The sequence below is a fragment of the Paenibacillus sp. CAU 1782 genome, assembly GCF_054551715.1.
Map to the genome: position 1 here is coordinate 1 of NZ_JBTOLL010000006.1, position 19,018 is coordinate 19,018.

Genomic DNA, 19,018 nt, shown 5'->3' on the forward strand with positions numbered 1-19,018 from the left:
CTAAGTATCAGAGGTGCAAGCACCTCATCAACTCCGCTCGACTTGCATGTATTAGGCACGCCGCCAGCGTTCGTCCTGAGCCAGGATCAAACTCTCCATAAAAGTGTTTGACTTGCTCATTACTTAACTAGCTAGAAGTTCTCGCTCTTGGCAAAGCCAGAAACGAAATCTTCATAATTTCAACATCTCGCTCAATGTTCAGTTTTCAAGGAACAATCATTTCTGTTTGTCGTTTGCCGTCGTTTTCAGCGGCGAGATTTATCTTACCACAGCTGTCCAAGGAATTGCAACACCTTTTTTAAAAAAAGTTTTTTACCGCCAATATGCGGCTATGATTACGAACGCTGACGCCTGCCATTCAGGCATTTCGCTGGCTCCAGGAGTAGCCCAGATGCCGGCCTAAAGTCTGACTCCGAGAATCATAAACCCTGACCGGCACAAGCTCCTAGAAATTGTTCGACACGCTTTTTATGGAGAAATACATCTATATAGCGTTACAGCTATATTTCGGGGAAGCACCAATCCGCCATAAACTTCAGGTTTTTGGCATTATCATACGGTATCCGGTCGGGCTCAGGCATGGATGAAGCCGGACATTGAATATCACGCGCCACCCGTCTGACCCAGCTTGCGGAATCCATGGAGGCTGCCCAGCTTTGCCAGCGTCCATCCTTTCGGGGGCGGAAGCTCATTATTAGTTGCTCTTTTCCCGGCATTTCCTCAAATATACCGTCCAGATATTCCACTTTGACCCGGTTATCCTTGATTTCATGGCAATAAACCGTCAACCACAATCCTTCCCTGATGCGAACGGCATATACATCGCCCCCCTGAGCCGCACCTGTACCGGCATGGGGCGACGCTTTGGGCGCTTTTGCGCGAGGCGCTTTTTTATGTTCAAAAGCACCTGCCACCGTTTCTTTTGCGGCAGGCTCCGGAATCGGCTTTTCCGCTATGGAAACGTCAGACAGCTCGAATCCGTTGAAAAGCCTGCTCAACGTTGCTTCGTTTAGTCCTATGGAGGAATCCCACCATGCCAGAGGCGCCTGTATTTCCACTCTTATGCTGGGCCGCTCATCGCGTTTTTGATACGAGGTAAACGCTGTTGACATGCCGGGGTACTCTTCCGTGTCCAACAGGCCGATCAACCCCATATTTTCGAGCAGGTCCCGATAGCCATATTCCTTGCCCGTAGGCAGCAAACCGATTTTTTTGAGAGCTGGCGCCGCTTTGCTGTACCTCATTTGGGGCGGCAAAGAACGGATAGCGGTCAGGAGCGCGCGGAATGTGTAACGGTCGTAATCGTTTGGCGTCGGCGCTTCACGGATTGAAGCAAGCTCCCTGAACGCAAGCACATATCCGAACGGATCTCCGTCCAGGGGCGTCCCGCTTGTCATCCGCCAATACCATTGACGGGTGGTATCCGTTCCACTGGCAGCATTCAAACCGCATATCCGGCAGGTGTCCGAATTTGGGTACGGCGTATAATCATGCTCCGGCATGGCTTCCGCAATGAGTTTCCCGGCCAGAAGGGAACGCCAAATGATCGGCGCTGACCACAGGGAAGAGATAAAGGCCCCGGCCGCTTCGCCCAATGTCCATTGTCCGGCCATTTTTTAAGCTCCGCTATTGTCTCGTCGTGTTTGAGAAATTGAAAATGATTAGGCGGATGTCCTGCCTTCTCCAGCTCCTGCAACCGATCACCCGACATGGTTTCCGGTATGGGATGGGCCGACACGTTTCTCTCCTTGTCCCAATACATGCTTTGATCATAGATTTGCTTTAACGTCCATAACTGATCAATCACATTCATGACTATGCCGCCTTTCGTTCTATAACGATCCTGCAAACGGATTCAAGAGCTGCGCGATCAAACCTGGCATCCTTTGGAGATGAGCCATTGCGAGATGGTTTCGAACAGCTCTAAGGCACTATTTTCGTAAAAAAGCGCCACTTCTTGCCGATTGGCATAATTAAACCGGATATAGCCGCCAAGCTCACGGTGGAATAATCGGCATCCATATTCATTTTCGATTTTCAAATCAGGCGGAAAGACTGCGCCGCACATCGCGGAAAGCTCCTGCAGCGAGGGCCGGTCGTCTCCTGGCGGCAAACGCAAAAAGAAATGATTCCGCGTTTCCGACCATGGTTCATAATAGGCAACTTCCATTGGCCTTGCCCCATAGATCTGAAAGTAAAGCTCGTCCAGCAGCAGCGCATAATCAGCCGTGTCCTCCACATTTTCGGCCACAGGATGAAACGCAGTTATACGCTCCCCGTGCCTCGGCAGCCATAACAGCTGGTTTGATCCGAGATAGACAGCGAGGAAATCGCCGTCCACCGAGGTGCCAATCGCGATGCACTGTTGGATTTGTTCTTGTGAAATCGGGCTATCCTCATCATGCTCCCACAAATCATATTGAGCAAAAGGCTTCAGCACTTCCCCGTCAGGCGGATATACATCCATCCACCCTCTAAATGTCCCTGCTCCATTTTGCTCCAAAAACTGCTGGTACCCTGCCGGATAAAAAATCCCTTCCTGCTTGAACAGGTTAGGGGTATGTAACAATCCTTTGGGCCGGGATACTATATACATGAACAGTTCCTCCTCTGCCACGGTTTTGCAAACGTCATGTTTTGGTGCCATATTCCAGTTTAACGCAATGAAACAATGGGCTGAATAGTTAAATCAGCCTATATCCGTTGAACAGACAAGGGCTTAGGATTACTGTGAAGCGTCGTAATAATAGAAGTTGAGGAGAGTGTCTATGAAGGGGACTTCTGATAAAAACCATTCGCCAGATCAGGAAAGCGATCTTCCCGTTATTAGCAGGCCCGCTCAGCGCGCTCTTGCCGAAGCCGGTTATTTGAAGCTGGAGCAGTTCACGAAGGTAAGTGAGGCGGACGTGCTTAAGCTTCACGGCGTCGGACCAAAGGGTATTCGTATTTTGCGGGAAGCTTTGGCTGAAAAAGGATTGGCTTTTGCAAATTTGAAATAACCGTAATAGGGCGAAACGTAATCTGCACATATTTGCTTGTTTGCTTGTTTGCATTTTGCAGCAAAAAAAGCTGACGCCGATAAATCGACGCCAGCTTTTACGCTGTGGAATGGGGGTTGAGGGTGATTAACATCTTACATGCCTGCGTTTAAAGCCTAGTCTTCCTTTTTCGATAGCCTCCCGGAGGCGTTCCGAAGCAACCAGGGAACTGCTTTTTTTCTTGTCGCTTTGCACTTCCACAGGCCCGATTTCCGCTGCGATTTCTACGGCTTTTTCATGCATGGGCACATAAGATACGCCTACCGTATAGACAAAATTATTCATGGAATATTTCGCCCGCTCCGGCGCTCCGTGAATGCTGTCCCTTGCCATTTCCAGCATATCGGCGATTTTAGCAGGGGAAAACTCGCTGTCGGGACGATTGCCAAGCAGCCAGCAATAACAGCTCCAGCCTGCCGACATTCTCAGCTCGTCTCCGCTGGCAATCCATTTATCGGCCACTTGCTGCGCAATATCCGCTTCCGCCAACGTAACCGACACTACAAAGTCGGAGAGCATATAGAAATAAGCCGTGTCCATCCAGCGGTCGTAATCTGCTTCCGTCATCGCATTGGGATCCGCTATGATGCCTGCAAAATACATCGCGTCATAATTCCCCGTTGCATAAAGCTGTTCGGCCAGCGGTTGATTGATCTTGGTCTTTTTGAAAATAGGCTTCATCTGACCCGTGGCTACGCCAAAAAGTGGTTCCTGTGCGCCATTGGACATATAAATTTTTTTTGTTCTTTCCTTGCCCAGCGCTTCAAGCTCCTGCATCACTGCTTCCAAATCCATCGCAGATCCCGCCTTTCGATTATCCTATCAACTGTTTCATTGTATACCAGCGCGTATGCCAGAAGAAATCCCCCGGAATCCATTTCATTTTATTCCAAAAAATAAATGTCACCGGGTTTGCTTTTTGCTTTCCGTTTGTTTGCCGACATGATGGCCTTGCGGCCTTCCCTCAACAAAAGCTTCAGCATCTTGACCAAAATAGCCTTATATTGCGGAGATTGATTTAAAGCGGTAATCATCTCATTGATTTTTGCCCACTTGGCTTTGCCCAAATCCTCAAAGGTGCGAATATCCCCGGCGTCGAAGACATGGAACACCGCGGAAACGAACTGCTGCCGCTGCATTTTGTCCAGTTGGCCAAGCCATGACTTCAGCGTCATGTCCAGCAGCTCGCTTTTTTTCTCCACACTTTCGCCTTTGACAAAAGCGTTGCCCATAACCTCCCAGGAAAATGCTTCGTGCTGCATAAGAAGCGGCGCATTGCTTTGTACGATTGTATAAGCCTCCTCGTGCTCCAGCAGCATCCCGACAACGGATGATTGAGGAATAATGGTTACAATCCGATCCAGTATTTGCTGATAAGGCGCGCTTTTTATAATTTTTGCGTCAAAGCCGGGCCCATCGTTGTTATAAACCTGCAGTATCCGATCCTTAATGTCGGCGCGGCACATCATCGCTGCGTATATGGCCAAATTCCCTCCTTTGGAATGACCGCCCAGCCTAAGCGGCGCATCGCCCTCCCCCACTGTTTCCTCCAAATAACGAAGCGCTTCGTATTGGGCGGCAATCGGCGTAGAAATGCACATATTGAAATTTTCTTTCCATCCCACAATCGTATTATCCGTTCCTCGATAGGCATAAAAAATCGATCCGTCGTCCAGTTCAACTACCATAGCCGCAAACTGCTTGACCCGGTCAAGATCGGTAATTTTTTCGAATTTGGAAAGCTTGGCATTTGCAAACCGCGGACATTGTCCCAGCTTGCGCAGCAGCGGAACCGATATCCGGTTCACGTAACTGATTTGCCCGATTTGCTCCTCGCTATATGTAGAAAAATACCGCTTCGACGCCTCTCGAATTGTAATGGAGGCATCGCTCCACTTGGCGGGGACTATATATTCCACGTTCCCGTATACCAACTGGGATAAAATCAGATTATCGACTTCATTAAACGGAGATTGCTCCAGCGTAAGATCGCCCCGCCAGTCCAAATAATCCATCATATTCGGCATGTCCCTGCTCCCATCTCCAACTGATGCTGGCGTTACCTTCTTTAAAAATAGCATTACATATGCCTCTCTAACTTTCAATCCTAAATATCTGATTTTACCAGTGTAGACGGGGGCTTTCCGCGCCGATATAATGCCTAACGCGGCGAGCGAGATGTTCGCTAGAATCCGAGCTTCCATTGAAGAGGCCACGGACAGCATCCACAGCGTATCGCCAGCCGCGGATGAAATTGCTTCCGGCACCGGCAGCCTGGTGGACTCGATTCAGCTCATTGCCAGGTCAGCCAACGAAACCGCAGCGGAGTCGCAGAATGTGTCCACAGCAGCACAGCAGCAAATGGCGTCCATGGAAGAGATCGCTTCTTCCTCGGCGGAGCTGGCGAACATGGCGGAAAAGCTGCGTATGCAGATCGCTCAATTTAAGTTGTAACGAAACTGCCCTCCAGTATAGCACTCTATTAACCGCATGACTTAAAAAACGGGCGAGCATTTATGGGGAGGCCCCCTGAAAGCTCACCCGTTGTTTAAATTCCTTTGCGCCCGAGATACGATTCGTTTTGTCGATCGTTCATCTGATGCTTCAAGCCATGTCCTGCATACATCAGCCACCCAGTCCGGCCGCGATTTTGCAGCGTCATTCAACCAATTGGTTACTGAATCCTGAACGTATTTGGAGTGATCGGACTTTAACGGCTCCAGCAAAGAAAGCGCCTGTTCGGGACGCTCTTTCAACTCCATGATATGCCGGGCCCAGACACCACGGGGGCGGGTCGCTTCAATGGCAAAGCGCCGGACATTGGCGTCCTCATCCAGCACCCAACCCTCCAGCAAAGCAATGGATTGATCTAACTTACTGGAAATTGAATCGCGTATGGCCATCCATGCGATTTCACGCACGCCAAAGTGGCGATCTGCAGCAAATCGGCGAATGCCCTCCAGCTTTTGCTCCAGTAGAGATGTCTCCAAACCAACAATATAAGCTGCCCAGCAGCGTACACTGTCCGAATGATGCGTCGCCAGCTGATGGAATAATAAGGCCTTTTCCTTCTCGCCGAGGCGACGGAATAATGCAAGCCATCCTTCGGCAACAAGAGGGATCGCCTTCATCGTCGATTGCCCTTTTATTCGCTCCGTTTCCAGCAGCATGGGTTCGGCGTGCAACCCCATTCCCACCTCGTTTAGAATTGTGCCCAGCAGCCGGAAGTGATCAACAGCCAGCCATTCTGTCAGGTTTACGGTTTCGATTTGACCGCTATTCAATAGCTGCAACACTTCCGGCCTAATTTCGCTCGCCCTGACCGGCCCTTTCCGATTTACGTCGATTTCCGGCAACGAGATGTTACCGTTTGATTTCATTTCGCTTCGCCTCCATCATGCCCCATAGTTTATTCATCATAAGAGATGGACAAGAGGAAAAGATGTAATGCAGATTACAGCATCTGCCGAAGAAATCAATTATGCCGTACCGGGAGCATATCGCTCCTCATTGCGACTGTGCGAAATCCGCTACGGATCGTGCCGGCTTCCCCAAGTTCCTTTAGAGCAACGGACACGGCTTCCCGCGTCACACCGATCAGATGGGCAATCTCCTGATGGGAAATCGCCATGTTGATTACGCTAAACCCGTCGTCTTCCTCCTGTACACCAAAACGTCCGGACAACTCGGTCAGAATATGAATGATTTTGTCATGCAGCTTGCCAAGTGCCAGATGCTGCGCCAAGCTGCTCATATGCGATAATCGGTCGCTTATAGCCTTTATCATGTTCATCATAAATTGAGGATGTCGAATCAAATAATTTTCGAACCGTTCCCGATCCATCATGCAAATATCGCTTTCCTGGACCGCCTCGATAAATAATCCCCGGGTTCCCAGGGAAACATCCTTCATTTCGCCGAATATGTTGCCTTCGTTCAAAAGGTCTATGGTAAATTGCTTTCCATCCTCGTTAAGGCGATATAAACGCACCTTTCCTCTTTTCACAAAATAAAGCATCTCGACAAAAGAGTCCGGTGTCTGGATGAATGCATGTTTTGGGAAGGTCGTGACAATTGTCAACTTGTCCATTTCTATTAAATCCTGCCTCGAGAGGGATTGCAGCAAATTAAATTGCGATAAATAGTCAATACGGTCCATGCTCCCCCTCCTTCCGTTATATCAATAAAAACGGCCCCGCATTTAGTATAACGCCTTTTGGCTCAACATTCTTTGCAGGATGCCCATCTGCTCATAATAGCGAAGCGTACGTGAGGTGACGCCAAACTTCTCCATAATGCCGGTGATTTTTTGCAGTTCCATACCTGCTTCCGCACTCCCTTCAATTGGCTTTATCTGGATTATACCCGTTGACGTTGCGTCAATGTAAAGGCGATAAATCACTTTTGACTAGACTATGGTGCTTGAAAAGCCAAATATTGATATGATATGTACAGATGCTATCGGCTTAAGCTAGGGCTAAATTCTAATTCACATTCAAGCACCTTGAAGGAGAATGACAATGTCCACAACTACCGTTACACCTTCCAATGATTTTGAAAAAATCATACTAGAGCGCCGTTCCATCAAAAGCTATGATCCAAACGTAACCATCAGCCATGAAGAGATGGACGAAATGTTGAAAAAAGCAACGCGTGCTCCCTCATCAACCAATCTTCAGCCTTGGCATTTCCTCGTTATTAAAAGCGCGGAGTCGAAGGCAAAGCTGCTTGAAGTCGCTTCTCCAACAAATCATACCAAGCTGCAAACCTCATCAGCTGCGATTGCTATTTTTGGAGATTTGCAGAGCATTGAAAGAGCCGAGGAGATCTACCAAGCCAATGTCGAGCTTGGCTACGCGACTCAGGAAGTGAAAGAACGCCAATTGGCCGGTATATTGCAATGGAACAGCACAAAGACGGAGCAGCAGCGACGCGACATTGTTATGACGGACTGCGGCCTTGTTGCCATGCAGCTTATGCTGGTCGCCCGCTCCCATGGCTACGATACAAATCCCATTAACGGGTATGATAAGTCTCGTATTAATGAAGCATTCGGGCTAGACCAAAAACGTTATGTCCCCGTCATGCTTCTGTCATTAGGCAAAGCAGCGGACGAAGGATTCCCCACAATGCGCCTAGCCACCGATAAAATTGCACAATGGATTTAAGAAGAAAAGGTATCCCCTTCATCATGATGATGGATTTGGGGATACCTTTTTTAACGCATAGACTAAATAGCCTATTGGTTTTACTTATTTATCTTCGGGCTTCTGAACCAGAACTTCTTGAATAATGATAGTTTCAGCAATAGTTCCTTCTCCAGAGATTCTGCTGCTGTAAATGATAGCTTTCACAGACGTTTTTGGATCAGATGTAAATTTATAGCGGCTATAGTTGCTAACCGTTTGTTCACCTTCAACGACGACATACTGGATTCCATTATCATAACGAGAGGAAATATCAGTAGTATCCTCCAACTGAATACGTCCTGAGCCGCTTATTTCTCCGCTATTCAATAATACAGAGCCCCGAATGCTAACTAGCGCTTCAGGAGCAAGCTCGATTTCACCCTCATTTGTCAATACCGTGCCAGCATTAGAAAGCGATAATTGTCCAGAGTTAATCTTTATCGTTCCCTTATTGAGAAAACGGCCATAAAGCTCACTTAGACCATCCGTTAATTGAAGCAATCCCTTTTCAAAAATGGTTGTTGTGCCATGAACGCTAATCACGCTCTTATTCGCAGCATTCACTACATTATTAATGATCAGGTTACCTTGAACGTTAAGACCGCCATTACGGTAACTGTGTAGATATGGATCCTGTCCCGATAGAGTAACGTCTCCATCTACTTGCATATTACCGTAAACATACAAAGGACCATTTATATCCAGAGAGCCTTCCTTACCGATAATAAACGCACTATCTCTTGTACTAACAGATAGGAAGCCAGCCGATGGAACTATAATTCTCCCGCCTGAAGCAACGTTTACTCCTTTTTCCGCGTGGACAGAAGTGTGGTAATAAACGCTCTGGTTCTCCGATTGTGCATTTGTCGTCAACATACCGCCTGATTCGATCGTAATGCTTCCGCCTGTATAAAGATAGGCACCACTTTGCCCGCCTTCAACTGTAACGATTCCCTTATCGACTATCCGCAGTCCAGCATAGAGATTCAATCGCTGATATTCGCCAATTGTTACAGGGCTATCTACAATTACATCTTCACCCGAATACTGAATATATACCTTTTCGTAAGTCTCTAGTGCAGAGATTACTTCTGACCAAGTCTGGGCACTCACATGCTCATACTCCATTGAATTGTCAGAATAATTATCTAAATTAACATAAACTGTCTGACTGTGTTCTCCTGCATGAACGGTTACATAAATGGAAGTATAATTATTAGCTGTAATCAGTTGTTGTAAATCATAACTATCATCGATAACAACCTCTATATTCCCTTGTTCCGTAACAGTAGCATTAAAAGGTATAAAGTGTTGGCCGTTTTTGCCCCAATAATATGCATCCGCACTAGGCGTGATACCTTGATATGTTTCTCCGGCGAATGGGGTAAATAACAGCTTCAAACTCGTGTAATTTTCGAAATCCATCCTGATTGGATTAGTAGAAGAATTCGTTTCTCTATATTCAGATAGGCTTGCGTTAATAGATAGGTTGAAATTATTTTCCAATGCATTTCCCTGTAAATTTCCATTCAAATATGCGTAATAATCTTCCTGGTCTTCACCTGTCAACATAGCTTCGAATGTCCCGATACCGCGATCAACATTAAATGTATATTCATTATAAGCAGAGCGTTTTTCCGTTTCTACAAATACCTTTACGGCCTCTATCGACAGAATTTCATCATTTTCATTCAACCATTTGATATACGTTGGATATACCCCGGTAACCACTTTACCATCGTCATCCGTTACCTTTATCGGAGTTTCAATCGAATCGCTAACCTCGGTATACGCCTTAGCCTGATAAACCTCTTCTGCAGAATAGCCAATCACATATTTTGCACTGTTTGTAAAAGGTACAATATCAAGTTTATATACAAGGTTTGCTTCGTATTGCATAGTTTCAGATAACTGTAATTTGATTTCGCCTGGTACCATTCTATCGTAATTTATATAATCATTTTGGCCCCATACGGATAATCTATAATGAGGGATATAACTGCCCTCAAGCCATACCGCCACAACTGTACGATCAACATGGACAGGCAGCAGCTTGAGATCGACATCCCAGCCAATGAATAAATATCCATCTTTAACGGGAGCGGCAACTGGCGGTGTAAATTCCCCCAATTTAACTTTCACCGGCGCAATCTCATTTCCGCCCTGCGTATCGAACGAAATGGTAAGCGGCGGAATATTGCCAATATAAACTCGGCTCAATCCATTAAGAACAAAACGAACATATTGCTCGTTTTCTACACTAACAACTTCTCCCAAAACATTCTCTGAAATCCCCTCTACATTGGTATGGTTAACCATAAATACATGTTGAGAGATATCAGCATTGGCCGAAAAACCAAGATTTGCTTTTGAAAGAGTCAATGTGGTTGTTCCCACCGGATGAATTTCTGTGGTCGAAGCATCTGGTCCTTCAAGCTGCAGATTGGCATCCAGCACTAAATAATTTATGGAAACTTCCTCAAGGTCTACACCAGGAAATAGATCCACGATTTTTTCGTTAACAGAAGTCTTTTCATCTGCCGGAATTGCTTCTTGTTTAAGATTCACTTCAAAAGACAACGCAGCGCCTTCCGGTATGGTCACTTCGTTTCCTGTTGCGTCTTTAAATACTGAACCGCTGCCAATAATTACAGGCGTGTTGTTAACATTCGTTTCAGAAAGATCCACTTTTGCCAATACTTTGCCTGTAGCATTGCTTGCAAGAGTCCCGGAATAACTGCCTGTTCCGGTAACTTGCGCTGTGATAACAGCTCCTACGTCAAAGGCTTGAACGGTATAAGTGGAAGCCGTCGACTTCTCTACCCCATCTACCAGCCAGCGGACTGTGGTAGTTGCATTGCTGGGAGCCACAGACACAGATAACAAGTCGCCGGAGTAGACTTTTTGGCCTGTCATCTCTGTTGTGCCGCGATTTATTTTTACATCAGTCAAGGTGACCGTTCCGCTGCCTCCATTACCGCCACCACCAACACCACCGCCGCCTCCAGGCGCCGCCGTTGCAGCAGGCGTGGTTGTTGGCGATGCCGAAGGCGATGCGCCTGGCGTTGCCGATGCAGTAGGCTGCTCATTCGCCAAATCGTTTGCTTGTGTCAACAAACGCTCAGTGATTACAGCAACTACAGCGCGAGCAGCAGTGCCTTTAGGGTTGAATACATTTCCTTTTTCACCTTGGATAAGTCCTAGCGCCTGTGCTTGATACACTTCCTTTTTTGCCCATGAGCTGATAACCTCATCATCTGCAAATACCACTTCTTCTGTGGAAACAGCTAAATCAAATCCCATGTAAACGGTTAAAAATCTAATCATAAGAACGGTAATTTGTTCACGATTCAACAGATCGTTAGGACCAAAACGTCCATCTCCATACCCATCTGTCAGCTTGGCCTTAACAGCCCAGTCAAGAGCGGAACGATACCATGCGTCTGAAGGAACGTCTGAAAAGGCTTTTGAAGCTCCGGATACTTCTGGTCCATCAAGCTTTTCTGCCAGACGATTGAGGACAGTAACAAACATGCCCCGTGTCATTGCTCCATTGGGATTAAATGTATTTTCATTGATTCCATTAAACAGTCCTTCGTCTACAACCTTCACAATGGACTCTTCCGCCCAATGGCCCCTCGCGTCAGAAAATCCATTGGAGCCAGCCGCTGCCGCTGACAAGGGCAGCAATCCAATCAGCATAATGACTGCAGTCATAAATGCAATGCTGCTTTTTAAACGATTAAGTCTTTTTACCACTTTTTCATCTCCTAATTTAAGTTATTTTCGGGATAAAAGAACTATGAAAATAGTACCAAATCAGATACAAATTCTATGATATCACTAGATATGTATCTGTCAACTATAGGATATACTCCTAGCTAGCCGTACCTCTCTTCTAAATTGAGTTGCTTTCCCCAATAACGGGACCCTCCTTGTGTTTCCTCCCTGATTCTTCTTTTTCCGCGGACAACAAAAAACGCAGGCTTATGCCTGCGCCGAACCAACGGTTATAAAAGATACGGGGATGCACATTGAAACAATCCGCCGCCTTGATGGTGCAAGACACCGTTAATCGGACCTCTAGGCAATCCGCTTTGCTTCTGTTGCTTATTTTATAGCAATATAAATATGATGGATTACTGCGTCTTCCCTAATCATTTCCGGCACGCTCCGTCCGTCACCGACATTTATTCTAACTTCTTCCAATCATCAGCTTATTCTGAGCCCAATGAATACGATAGCCATAGCGGTACAGATCAAAGTAAGGTCGCAAGCAGTTCTCTGCCTCCTGTAAACCTTGGTAGCGGGGCCATTGCAAGTAATAGGCTACCCAATAATCGCATGCGATGGAATAATACGCTTCGTTCAGTAGCTCGATGTTTCCATCGTAATCGCTCCGCGAGCTGACAAGCTCTGCGAGCGCTTCGTAAACAGCCTCGCCTTCCTCTTCATCGGCGCCTTGAATCAGCCTTTGCTCAAGCTTGCTGATGTCGCCCGGCGGCAATACGACGATCTCCTTCAGACTTGCCAGTTCCTGAAGCGCCTCCTCGGCTATATCCGCTGCTTCGTCATCTTCCGGCACCAGAGTGAACAACCCTTTTAAGCCTTCAATCAATTCTTGCCCCAAGCTGAGCAAGGTTTGTTCCGAAACATCCTCATTTCCACCGATAAAATATCCCGGTACGGATTCACCGGCAAAATCCTCCGGATTCAGCATGTCGTAGATGGGACGTATTTTGTTCAAAAAACGGTCACCGTCCGGAAGCGGCGCAAACACGCGTTCAACCCCTTCTCCCGTCGGCATGAACCATTGAAAGAAGCCGTAAAGATGATCTGCTTCAATCTCTTCATCTTCATCCCGTTCCATTTCCTCTCCGCCCATCGCCAACAAATAACGCCCGTATTCCTGTTGATCCATTGCTGCCATCTCCCTTTTCCCGATTCTATTTCCCCTGTGCCTGTATGAAGACATACGTGTTCTCGTCGGACAACTCTTCTGAAAATCCATAGTTTAGCCGATCAAAATCTCTGATGCCCTCCACCTCAGCAATCTGCCGCTCCGCCATAAAACGCACCATTTCTCCTCTGGCGATTTTGACCTGGGTTCCCTTTTCGATAACCTTTCCGTCTATTATCTGTCCAAACACACATGTAATAAACCGGGTTTCCTTGTCTAAGTAAGGGGTAATGCTTTTGCTATATTCTTTGGATGCCAGATTCAAAATGCAGCTGCTTTCGGAAGTAAGCCGATCCGCCAGTTTGCCGCCCCAAAATTGATAGAGCGAATGGAAGCCTTGCCCACTCAGCCTTGCTTGCATCTCCAGCCGGTACGGAGCCACTCCGTCAAAAGGGCTTACCATTCCGTAAAATCCGGATAATATCCGCAAATGCTGCTGAAGATATTCCAGCTCCTCATTCCCAAAAATGCCAGGCGCCATATATTGATATTGAATACCCTCATAGGAATAGATGGCGGGTGTCAAATTGCCCTTTAAATTCATGTGCTGAATCCGCTCCATATTCAACGCCGCGATTGAATCATTGCACTTCCATAACGTTTTGAGCTCGTCATAGGTTAGTTTTTGAAGCAGGGCCAGCAGGTATTCTGACTCCTCCATAAATGGGGGCAAGCTGCGGCATGCTATGTAATCGGTGTCTACCTTCATCTTTTTCGCGGGCGATATAATGATTCTCATCTTGCTGATTCATCCTTTGCAAATTTTGCTATGAACTTCAATAGAAATCAAGTTTGTTACACATAGATCAAGTATACAATATTCATTTCAAAGGTGTATTCTTTCTGACGCAGAGACGATTGCCTTTGATTCAGGAAGGGCGGCGGAACACTCCTCTACCTTCATTTAATGCAAAAAAAAGGAATTTCCTCCCGGCTAATGAACAGCCATAGGGGAAACTCCTTTTTCATAGAGTAACCATCTTCTTTTCATAGATGGGTCAATTTTATTCGCTTCCAGCGTCGGTGTTAATTTTGATCAGCTTGCGCGGCTCTTGTTCTTTTTCGCCATACCACAGCAAAACATCTGCGAATAAATCCAGAATGGCAATAAAGTTATCTTTGTCCGTCTCTGAAATGTTGTTGGCATATTGAAAAATATCATCAAAGCAAATTTCACGAACAAAAGCGGTGTACTTTTCATACACCTCGCGCCCTTTAGCCGAAGGTTTTACATAAATATCTTTTCGGTTGCCGCTTAGATGGTATTTCTCCAATAAACCTTTTTCCTGCAAGTTTTTAACGTTTTTTGAAAAGGTGCTGCGGCTGACGCCAAGTCGTGCTGCCATTTCCGACATCTTTTCATCTTTGTCCTCAGCCTCCAGAATATATTCCAGCGTCTGAATTTGCGAGGCGGAAAACATGACATCGGTTCCGTAGCTCCGCTGCAGCTTGTAGGTATTTGAATACGCATTGCCGTACTTAATGATTTTTTCAATAAGTGCCCGATGGTTGCCCATCCATTCTAATTTCATCGGTAATCCCTTTCATCTCAAAATCCTTTTATAGAGAGGATCATACCATAATCAGACGTGTTTTTTAACAGCGGAGCCTATCAAATTCTTTCTTGTATCCATGCAATAACTTCTTCAATTACGACGTCGCGGCTTGGCTCGTTCAAGATTTCATGCATGAGATGGGCATAAATTTTCAACGTTTTATCGGCGGACGGAATATCTCCGTAAAAATCGCGCGAATCCCGCTCGCTTACCAGCCCGTCGTTAGCCCCATGCAGAACCAGAACCGGATCAACAAATTGCTCCGCATGCTGCTTCAGCCACTCAACGCCGCAACCCAAGCTATTGAACAAATCGACTGAAATTTGTTTTTCGACTAATGGATCATTGGCATAAGCAGCTACTACTTCCGGATCACTGCATACCCCGCTCCCAAGCTCATTTGGAAAGTAAGTACCCAGGGGAAGCTCCATCGGCAGCTCTCCCGCAACCTTTGTATGATAGCGGGTAAGCGCGCCCGACAACACAATGCCTTTTACTTTGCCAGGGTATTTGGTTCCAAAGGAAGAGGCTGCAAATCCACCCATACTATGCCCGATGACAAAAAGAGGAAGGTCGCCGCTCTCTTGCAATGCCGCCTCCACAATGACATTTACATCGTCAATGAGTTGATGAAAATCGTTGTAAAAGGTGCGCGGGCCTTCGGATCTGGCATGGCCGCGATGGTCAAAGCGGAATACATGAATGCCGCGCTGATTTAGCTTTTCCGTCACGTAATCGTAGCGTCCCGCATGCTCGCATAAGCCGTGAACGATGACAACCGCAGCTTTGGCATGACTGACAACATTTTTGCTGTAATAAAGCTTTGTCCCGTCAAAGGAAGCGATTATTGTTTCTGTTTTCTCCATAATCATTCCCATTCCTTTCGCTGTGCGATTTTTAGCTGGCCGGGTGATACGATCATTCATTTGCTCAATTTGATTTACGATTAATATAATATCGTTTCCTGTAGAAACAATATTATCATCATCTTAGTAGTTTGTCCGTAAGAAAATAAAGCGGTTTCATTTCGGATCAAAACAGAAGTTAGTGCTTGACTTCGATTGAGGTTAAACACTATGGGACAAGGGGCTTCCGATTGCCGAATTCGGTTTGAAAACGGGACACGGCGTCTTTGTGGTGCCAAAGCCGAATGCTAGCCGCACCTACGAACATAAGGAGATCCTGTATGTTACGGTTATCCTGTATGTTACGGTTATCCTGTATGTTACGGTTATCCTGTACGCTACGGTTATCCTGCACGTTACGGTTATCCTGTACGCTACGGTTATCCTGTACGCTACGGTTATCCTGCACGTTACGGTTATCCTGTACGCTACGGTTATCCTGCACGTTACGGTTATCCTGCACGTTACGGTTATCCTGTACGCTACGGACATCCATGACCGTTAAACCCCTGTTTTGATGCAATGTCCATTTTTAAAGGTCATCCATGACCATTAAAGCTAACATTCATCCCCAAAACGCGGTTTTTGAGACTCTAAAGGACACGGGTGACCGTTAGCTGAAGCCCATGCAACCATTTGGGGTTCTAACGGTCATTGGTGACCGCTGGGCGAGCAAAAGGCAACTTACGATGTCCATTTTTGAAAAAAGGTAACCGTCTTCACTGTTTAACATTGGACCCGACTTCATTTCACTTCAAGTGACTAATCTTGAAAGCTCTGCGGAATTTTATCAAAACTATCTCGGACTTGTCCGCTCACAGGCGGGCCCCCCTCATGCCGTAGTCTTTGAAACGAAACCTATTGCATTTGCTCTTCGTGACCTTATGCCGGGAACAGAACTCGGTTCAGGTACCCGGCCTGGACTTGGCGTCGCTCTGTGGCTTCATGCCCCTGATACGCAAGAAATCCACGACAAGCTTATTGCAGCAGGCGTAACGATTACATCCGCACCAATCGATGGACCATTCGGGCGAACCTTTACATTTGCCGACCCCGACGGTTACCTGGTAACCCTTCACAGTAAAGACTAATACACACTTGCTGTAAACTTCATTGCTTGTGTCAAAGAAGTTAAATACTGCGACGGAAACAATCGGTAAAATACGAAGTAAAAAGGATACCCGACAATGGGTATCCTTTTTGCTTGCTTACATGATTAATCCTCATAACCTGCCAAGCCCTTGTCCAATAAATAATCCATCTCTGCTTCTAAAATTTCCTCAACAATCAGCTCGCTGACCGTAACATCCTTGCGGCCTAATATATAGTCCACGAGATCGTCAAAATCAATATCGACCTCTTTTTGTCCGCTCTTATGCGCAGTATTAATGTACGCAGCTTCATGCTTCAGCACTAAACGAACATGCTCCGGCTTTGCTTTTGTCTGTTCCACGATATAGGCAACTAACTCTTGCTCGTTTAACGCTTCACTCATTGCAATCAACTCCACTCCAGATACTATTTTTCATCCAATACGATTAGAGTAGTATACCATGTTTATCTTAATCCATTGCATCATTTAGTTCTCCACAGGTTAATTCAAATACGTCCTTCCATCTACCAATAATTTTCCATCCGAAATTGAAAAGTCAAATTGGATGTTCCGCTCATTCTCGGTTAAATCAGTGCCACTCAGCATAAATGTCGCAGATTGTTCCGACCGTTCTGAAAGAGTGAATTTAGTGGAGGGCCATTCTCTGCTATAAGTGAACCAGTCGCCATCGGGCACGTAATAGGTTTGTTTATCTCCGTCATAATGATAAAAACCATCAATCAATAAGCCTGCTTCTTCTGAATTAAATACTTGAGATAAATGAGCCTTAATTGCATTTAAGTCCTCTTCGGATAGCTCTGACGTTTTGCTTCTCATGGTATCCACTTCAAATTGGTAAATCTCCTCAAGCCATGCAAGCTGGTCCAATTCACTGAAGTCTAAAATGGTTGCAGACATATCCGGCACCACAATTTTCTCAAGTTCAGCTTTAAAATTCCCCTTTTCATTGCAGCCCGCAAAAACCAAGCAAACGAAGACAAGGATAATTGTACCCGCTGTTTTCTTCACGGCAAGGCCTCCCCCTTAATTTACTTCTCAACAATGAAATTTGTAATATCGCAAATTACCAGTCATTACCTTTCCTTATATACAGACGGGAACCAGGCGAAAAGGTTACAACTGAAATTCACAATAATGTCTATGCATTGAATCAAAATGAGATCAAAAAAGAGGGGTTATCACCCCTCTTTAGGATTTTCCTTATCATCTATACCCTCATCTTTATTGCGTCCAAACTCATCTAGCAAAACACGCGCTTCATCTGTTGATTTGGCGTTCATCAAGCTGTTTCTTAGCTCGCTTGCGGCCCGAAAACCACGAACATAGATTTTGAAGAAACGGGAAAGAGCGCTGAACGAACGCCGTACCTGTGCTGAATAGTGATCATGGAGATCCAGATGCAACCGAAGCAGATTTAGCAACTCCTCACTGCTATGCTCCTTCGATTCCTTCTCGAAGGCAAACGGATTCTGGAATATACCGCGACCAATCATAACGCCATCGACACCATATTTCTCCGCGAGTTCAAGACCCGTCTGGCGATCCGGGATATCGCCGTTAATGGTCAGCAATGTATGGGGCGCTACCTCATCGCGAAGCTTCTTGATCTCCGGAATGAGCTCCCAGTGCGCATTCACTTTGCTCATTTCTTCTCTCGTTCGCAGATGAATAGACAAATTCACAATGTCCTGCTGCAAAATATGGGTCAACCAATCGCGCCATTCATCCACGTCGGTGAAGCCAAGTCTGGTTTTTACACTCACGGGCAGCCCGCCGGCCTTGGCCGCCTGGATGATCTCCGCTGCAATATCGGGACGGCAGATCAAGCCGCTTCCTTTTCCATTTTCCGCTACATTCGGTACAGGACAACCCATATTAATATCGATACCCTTAAAGCCTTCCTTCGCCATGCCGATGCTCATCTCGCGGAAATACTCCGGCTTATCTCCCCAGATATGAGCTACCATAGGTTGTTCATCGGGGGTAAAGGTCAAGCGCCCGCGCACGCTTTTATGCCCTTCCGGATGACAATAGCTCTCTGTGTTTACAAACTCGGTAAAAAACACATCCGGTCTGGCAGCTTCACTGACGACATGACGAAACACAACATCCGTCACATCCTCCATTGGCGCCAGTACAAAAAATGGTCTTGGCAGCTCACGCCAAAAATTCTCTTTCATCACTCCATACTCCTCTATACATGCCGGAACAATGATGTCCCCAAAATAGTAAACAGACACATTATAGAGTATAACA

At 46.3% G+C, this 19,018-nt stretch carries 20 protein-coding genes and 1 rRNA gene; 5 read left to right on the top strand and 16 right to left on the bottom strand.

Features of this window, described 5'->3' with window-relative positions; all coding sequences use genetic code 11:
• From ACX93W_RS14890 to ACX93W_RS14900, 3 genes are all read right to left on the bottom strand, one after another.
• Window positions 1–102: ribosomal RNA gene (locus ACX93W_RS14890) — 16S ribosomal RNA — on the bottom strand; the annotation flags it as partial.
• 398 nt (window positions 103–500) lie between these two features.
• A complete protein-coding gene (locus ACX93W_RS14895) occupies window positions 501–1,613 on the bottom strand; it encodes a hypothetical protein (RefSeq protein ID WP_459393167.1) in 1,113 nt (370 codons plus the stop codon).
• Window positions 1,614–1,870: 257 nt separating this feature from the next.
• The gene (locus ACX93W_RS14900) at window positions 1,871–2,596 is read right to left on the bottom strand and encodes a hypothetical protein (RefSeq protein WP_459393168.1); all 726 of its coding nucleotides are present in this window, start codon (window positions 2,594–2,596) and stop codon (window positions 1,871–1,873) included.
• A 172-nt stretch (window positions 2,597–2,768) separates the two neighbouring features.
• Between ACX93W_RS14900 and ACX93W_RS14905 the strand changes: the two genes are divergently transcribed.
• Window positions 2,769–2,999 carry a helix-hairpin-helix domain-containing protein gene (locus ACX93W_RS14905; protein WP_459393169.1) on the top strand — a complete coding sequence of 77 codons (231 nt, stop codon included), beginning with the start codon at window positions 2,769–2,771 and terminating at the stop codon, window positions 2,997–2,999.
• 126 nt (window positions 3,000–3,125) lie between these two features.
• On the opposite strand, the gene ACX93W_RS14910 is transcribed toward ACX93W_RS14905, so the two are convergent.
• A complete protein-coding gene (locus ACX93W_RS14910) occupies window positions 3,126–3,833 on the bottom strand; it encodes a DNA alkylation repair protein (RefSeq protein ID WP_459393170.1) in 708 nt (235 codons plus the stop codon).
• Between the two features lie 89 nt (window positions 3,834–3,922).
• On the bottom strand, window positions 3,923–5,065 hold the full coding sequence (locus tag ACX93W_RS14915) for an Mbeg1-like protein (protein WP_459393171.1): 1,143 nt from the start codon (window positions 5,063–5,065) through the stop codon (window positions 3,923–3,925).
• A 151-nt stretch (window positions 5,066–5,216) separates the two neighbouring features.
• Here ACX93W_RS14915 and ACX93W_RS14920 point away from each other — a divergent pair, with 151 nt between their 5' ends.
• The gene (locus ACX93W_RS14920; RefSeq protein ID WP_459393172.1) at window positions 5,217–5,492 is read left to right on the top strand and encodes a hypothetical protein; all 276 of its coding nucleotides are present in this window, start codon (window positions 5,217–5,219) and stop codon (window positions 5,490–5,492) included.
• A gap of 83 nt (window positions 5,493–5,575) precedes the next feature.
• Here ACX93W_RS14920 and ACX93W_RS14925 read toward each other — a convergent pair whose 3' ends face one another.
• The 3 genes from ACX93W_RS14925 to ACX93W_RS14935 form a co-directional block, all read right to left on the bottom strand.
• Window positions 5,576–6,418, bottom strand: coding sequence for a DNA alkylation repair protein (locus ACX93W_RS14925; RefSeq protein ID WP_459393173.1), 843 nt, complete (start codon window positions 6,416–6,418; stop codon window positions 5,576–5,578).
• Between the two features lie 95 nt (window positions 6,419–6,513).
• The gene (locus ACX93W_RS14930) at window positions 6,514–7,197 is read right to left on the bottom strand and encodes a Crp/Fnr family transcriptional regulator (protein ID WP_459393174.1); all 684 of its coding nucleotides are present in this window, start codon (window positions 7,195–7,197) and stop codon (window positions 6,514–6,516) included.
• Between the two features lie 42 nt (window positions 7,198–7,239).
• Window positions 7,240–7,359, bottom strand: a complete 120-nt coding sequence (locus tag ACX93W_RS14935) for a MerR family transcriptional regulator (RefSeq protein ID WP_459393175.1) — start codon at window positions 7,357–7,359, stop codon at window positions 7,240–7,242.
• Window positions 7,360–7,558: 199 nt separating this feature from the next.
• On the opposite strand from ACX93W_RS14935, the gene ACX93W_RS14940 reads away from it, so the two are divergent.
• Entirely contained in the window at window positions 7,559–8,206 is a 648-nt protein-coding gene (locus tag ACX93W_RS14940) for a nitroreductase family protein (protein WP_459393176.1), read from the top strand.
• Window positions 8,207–8,290: 84 nt separating this feature from the next.
• Here the strand turns inward: ACX93W_RS14940 and ACX93W_RS14945 are convergent, their stop codons facing one another.
• The 5 genes from ACX93W_RS14945 to ACX93W_RS14965 all read right to left on the bottom strand — a co-directional run bounded on the left by ACX93W_RS14945 (window position 8,291) and on the right by ACX93W_RS14965 (window position 15,609).
• A complete protein-coding gene (locus ACX93W_RS14945) occupies window positions 8,291–11,986 on the bottom strand; it encodes an S-layer homology domain-containing protein (RefSeq protein WP_459393177.1) in 3,696 nt (1,231 codons plus the stop codon).
• Between the two features lie 436 nt (window positions 11,987–12,422).
• Window positions 12,423–13,148: a hypothetical protein gene (locus ACX93W_RS14950; RefSeq protein WP_459393178.1), complete on the bottom strand. Its 726-nt coding sequence runs from the start codon at window positions 13,146–13,148 to the stop codon at window positions 12,423–12,425.
• 25 nt (window positions 13,149–13,173) lie between these two features.
• The gene (gene yaaA, locus ACX93W_RS14955) at window positions 13,174–13,926 is read right to left on the bottom strand and encodes a peroxide stress protein YaaA (protein WP_459393179.1); all 753 of its coding nucleotides are present in this window, start codon (window positions 13,924–13,926) and stop codon (window positions 13,174–13,176) included.
• A 265-nt stretch (window positions 13,927–14,191) separates the two neighbouring features.
• Window positions 14,192–14,719 carry a MarR family winged helix-turn-helix transcriptional regulator gene (locus ACX93W_RS14960; RefSeq protein ID WP_459393180.1) on the bottom strand — a complete coding sequence of 176 codons (528 nt, stop codon included), beginning with the start codon at window positions 14,717–14,719 and terminating at the stop codon, window positions 14,192–14,194.
• Window positions 14,720–14,799: 80 nt separating this feature from the next.
• The gene (locus ACX93W_RS14965) at window positions 14,800–15,609 is read right to left on the bottom strand and encodes an alpha/beta hydrolase (protein ID WP_459393181.1); all 810 of its coding nucleotides are present in this window, start codon (window positions 15,607–15,609) and stop codon (window positions 14,800–14,802) included.
• Between the two features lie 271 nt (window positions 15,610–15,880).
• Here ACX93W_RS14965 and ACX93W_RS14970 point away from each other — a divergent pair, with 271 nt between their 5' ends.
• Both ACX93W_RS14970 and ACX93W_RS14975 read left to right on the top strand, forming a co-directional pair.
• Window positions 15,881–16,153, top strand: coding sequence for a hypothetical protein (locus tag ACX93W_RS14970; protein ID WP_459393182.1), 273 nt, complete (start codon window positions 15,881–15,883; stop codon window positions 16,151–16,153).
• A 241-nt stretch (window positions 16,154–16,394) separates the two neighbouring features.
• Entirely contained in the window at window positions 16,395–16,739 is a 345-nt protein-coding gene (locus tag ACX93W_RS14975) for a VOC family protein (RefSeq protein WP_459393355.1), read from the top strand.
• Between the two features lie 125 nt (window positions 16,740–16,864).
• Here the strand turns inward: ACX93W_RS14975 and ACX93W_RS14980 are convergent, their stop codons facing one another.
• The 3 genes from ACX93W_RS14980 to ACX93W_RS14990 form a co-directional block, all read right to left on the bottom strand.
• A complete protein-coding gene (locus ACX93W_RS14980; RefSeq protein ID WP_459393183.1) occupies window positions 16,865–17,143 on the bottom strand; it encodes a hypothetical protein in 279 nt (92 codons plus the stop codon).
• Between the two features lie 99 nt (window positions 17,144–17,242).
• Complete coding sequence (locus tag ACX93W_RS14985) at window positions 17,243–17,770, bottom strand: hypothetical protein (protein ID WP_459393184.1); 528 nt, start codon at window positions 17,768–17,770, stop codon at window positions 17,243–17,245.
• 170 nt (window positions 17,771–17,940) lie between these two features.
• Window positions 17,941–18,942, bottom strand: a complete 1,002-nt coding sequence (locus tag ACX93W_RS14990) for a tRNA dihydrouridine synthase (protein ID WP_459393185.1) — start codon at window positions 18,940–18,942, stop codon at window positions 17,941–17,943.
• Between the last annotated feature and the right edge of the window lie 76 nt (window positions 18,943–19,018).